4 protein-coding genes are annotated in these 3,204 nt (G+C 66.9%); all 4 read right to left on the bottom strand.

What is annotated here, in order from left to right:
* Positions 1 to 556: DNA polymerase III subunit delta' (locus JWR89_RS23615; protein WP_299720607.1), on the bottom strand; the 556-nt coding region annotated here is incomplete at its 3' end.
* On the bottom strand, positions 553 to 1,248 hold the full coding sequence (gene tmk / locus JWR89_RS23610) for a dTMP kinase (protein WP_299720605.1): 696 nt from the start codon (positions 1,246 to 1,248) through the stop codon (positions 553 to 555). The genes JWR89_RS23615 and tmk, both read right to left, overlap by 4 nt.
* On the bottom strand, positions 1,248 to 2,432 hold the full coding sequence (locus JWR89_RS23605; protein WP_299720609.1) for a D-alanyl-D-alanine carboxypeptidase family protein: 1,185 nt from the start codon (positions 2,430 to 2,432) through the stop codon (positions 1,248 to 1,250). The genes tmk and JWR89_RS23605 overlap by 1 nt, the downstream gene beginning before the upstream one ends.
* Before the next feature lie 164 nt (positions 2,433 to 2,596).
* The coding region (locus JWR89_RS23600) for a septal ring lytic transglycosylase RlpA family protein (protein WP_299720603.1) at positions 2,597 to 3,204 on the bottom strand (608 nt) is incomplete at its 5' end.

Genomic DNA, 3,204 nt, shown 5'->3' with positions numbered 1-3,204 from the left:
TGGTCGGCAACAGCCGGGCCGGCGAATGGGTGACCAGCAGGAACAGCGAGCGCTGCGGCGGCTCCTCGAGCACCTTCAACAGCGCGTTCGCCGCATTGGCGTTCATCTCGTCCACGGTATCGACGATACATACGCGCCAGCCATCGACCGCCGCGGTCGAGCCGAAAAACGGCACGGTCTTGCGGACCTCGTTGACGGAGACAAACGTCGGCATCACGCCCTTCTCATTCAGCGTCCGCTCCAGCGTCAGCAGCCCGCCATGGGCGCCGGACGCGACCTGGCGCGCCACCGGATGCGATGGATCGACGTCGAGCGTTTCCGCCGATTGCACCTGCGGGGAAAGCGGATCGCGATGCGCCAGCACGAAGCGCGCCATGCGGTAGGCCAGCGTCGCCTTGCCGATCCCCTGGGCGCCGGACATCAGCCAGGCATGCGGAATCCGCCCGCCGCGATAGGCACTGAGCAGCGTCCGCTCGGCCTCCATGTGGCCGAACAACACGGAGGTCTCGCGCGGATGCGGCGCGGCAATGGTCGGCTCGGCGGATTTGGCGCTCATGCGGATGCGGTCTCGGGACGGGTTTCGTTGACCAGCAGCCGCTCGCGCAGCGCTGTCCGAATCTGGGCGGCGACGGTGGCCGCGTCGGCATTGGCGTCAATCAGCACGCAGCGCTGCGGCTCGGTGGCAGCGATCTGCCGGAACGCCTCGCGAAGTTGCTGGTGAAATTGAATGTCCTCGGCCTCGAAGCGGTCCGGGGCTCCAGCGCCGCGGCGGGCGGCGGCGCGCTGCATGCCGATTTCGACGGGAATATCGAGAATGAAGGTGAGATCGGGCTTGAGCCTGCCGATGGTGACGCGCTCCATGGCGTTGAGCACGGCGGGTGCGACCTGCCCCAGACTGCCCTGATAGGCGCGGGTGGAATCCGCAAAGCGGTCGCACAGCACCCAGATGCCCTGCGCCAGCGCGGGCTCGATCACCGCATGGACGTGATCGTCGCGCGCCGCAGCGAATAATAGTGTTTCGGCCTCCGGCCCGAGCAGCTTGCCCATGCCGGACAGCACGACATGACGGATGATCTCGGCGCCCGGCGAACCGCCGGGTTCGCGCGTGACGATGGCGCGCAGCTCGAGCGCCTCGAGCCGGTCGGCCAGCAGCCTGATCTGGGTGGATTTGCCCGCCCCCTCGCCGCCTTCGAAGGTGACGAAGCGCCCACGTGCGGGGGGGCCAGCAGCGGCCGGCTCAAGGGTCATCAAAGTTTCTCGGCGCCGGCGCGAAACAGCCCGACCACCAGCTCGCTGGCGCCGTCGATGGCGCGCCGCATTGTCGAACCCGTGCCGACGGCCTCCGCGGCAAAGACCGGCGCCTCGACCGCGATATTGGCGCCACGCCACACCCGGACGATGCCGACCGGTTGCCCGGCCTCGATCGGCGCCCGCACCGGGCCGTTATAAACGACGCGCGCGATCAGCTTGTCGGTACCGTTCTTCTGTACCATCACCTTGACCGGCTCCTTGCTGGTCAGCGGCACCGAGCGGCTCTCGCCGCCGAACACTTTTGCAAATCCGATCGGCTGCGACGCTGCGAACAGCGCGCGGGCCTCGAAATTCTTGAAACCCCATTCCAGCAGCTTCCTGGCTTCGGTGACGCGATCGTCGGGGTCGTCGATGCCGTTCACCACCACAATCAGCCGCATGCCATTCTGGACCGCCGAGGCGGCCATGCCATAACCGCCCTCCTTGGTGAAGCCGGTGATCAGGCCGTCGTTGCCTTCCATCACGGCCAGCAGCGGATTGCGATTGCTCTGCCGTATCTTGTTCCAGGTGAATTCGCGCTCGCTGAACAGCTTGTACATGTCCGGATAGGTCTGGATCATGTGCCGCGTCAGCCGGCCGATCTCGCGCACGGTCATCTTGTTCTCGGGATCGGGCAGACCGTTGGAATTGGCGAACGTCGATTTCGCCATCCCCAGCTCGCGCGCGCGCGTCGTCATTCTCTCGGCGAAGGCCTTCTCGCTGCCGGCCATGCCCTCCGCCATGATCATGCAGGAATCGTTGCCGCTCTGGATGATCATGCCGCGCAGCAAGTCGGCCACGGGAACGCGGCTGTTGAGTGCCGCAAACATGGTCGCGCCGCCGGCCGGTGCGCCGCCCTTGCGCCAGGAATTCTCGCTGACGCGGTATTCGTCGGTGAGTTTGATGTCACCCCTCTGAATCGCGTTGAACACCACTTCGGCGGTCATCAGCTTCAGCATGCTGGAGGGCGCGCGCAATTCGTCGGCGTTCTTCTCGAATAGCACGCTGCCGGAGCCGGCCTCGATCAGGATCGCAGTGGGCGCATCGGTGTCGTAGCCGTCATCGGCGGGCTTCTTGGCGCCCTGCACGCTTTGGTTGGCGGCGTAGGCCGCGCCGCCGAGCGCGAGGCCAGCGGCCAGCATCGCGGCAAGCAGAAGCCGCCAGCGCACGACGGGCCTTGGCGATCGGTCGAAGGTGGAGAAGGTCGGTGCCATCGGGTGTCCTGAAGGCCGAGTCTTAACAGGATCACGAAGCGCAAACAACGCGCGGAAACAGACCCGCCGCGCCCCGGACGCGCATTGAAGGCTCAGTACAGACCGCGGCCGGACAGGATCGCGCGGGCCTCTTCGGCTGGCTCGTCGGCCGCGACCGACGGCTCGCGCGCAGCCGCATAATTGCGGTCGTTCTCGTAGGACACCGCGCGGCGATTTTCGACCGTGCGGCTGCCGGACCGGACCCGCCCGGACGCCGACAATTCCGAGGTCGCATTGATCGACGCCATGTCCGCCGAGGTGTTGCCGAGCGAATAAGGACGTCCCTCGGGCATCGGAACATCACCGCGGGCGACGCGGCCCGGGGCCGGCATGTCAGGCACGAACGAGCGTGCCGAGGCGACCCGTACCATGGACGGCGACGGCGCCGGCTCGCCGGTGCGCAACGTGGCCACCAGTTGGCGGTCGTCGGAGCCTTCCAGCGGGGCGCGGGCGACGTATTCGACCCGCACGTTGGCGATGCCACGGCCCTTGAATTCGAGCAATTCGGCAGCGCGGTTGGAGACGTCGATCAGGCGGTTGCCGTGATACGGGCCGCGATCGTTGATGCGTACGATCAGCGATTTGCCATTGCCGAGATTGGTGACGCGGGCGTAGCTCGGAATCGGCAACGTCGGATGCGCCGCGGTCAGCGACGCCATGT

The sequence above is a fragment of the Tardiphaga sp. genome (assembly GCF_028290785.1).
GTDB lineage: Bacteria > Pseudomonadota > Alphaproteobacteria > Rhizobiales > Xanthobacteraceae > Tardiphaga.
Note: the sequence above shows the minus strand (reverse complement) of the source record. Positions and strands in the feature narration are given on the sequence as shown.

What these genes read in the sequence shown, in the direction of transcription:
- tmk (WP_299720605.1), bottom strand. Translation starts at nt 1,248, where the DNA reads ATGACCCTTGAGCCGGCCGCTGCTGGCCCCCCCGCACGTGGGCGCTTC.
- JWR89_RS23605 (WP_299720609.1), bottom strand. Translation starts at nt 2,432, where the DNA reads ATGCTGGCCGCTGGCCTCGCGCTCGGCGGCGCGGCCTACGCCGCCAAC.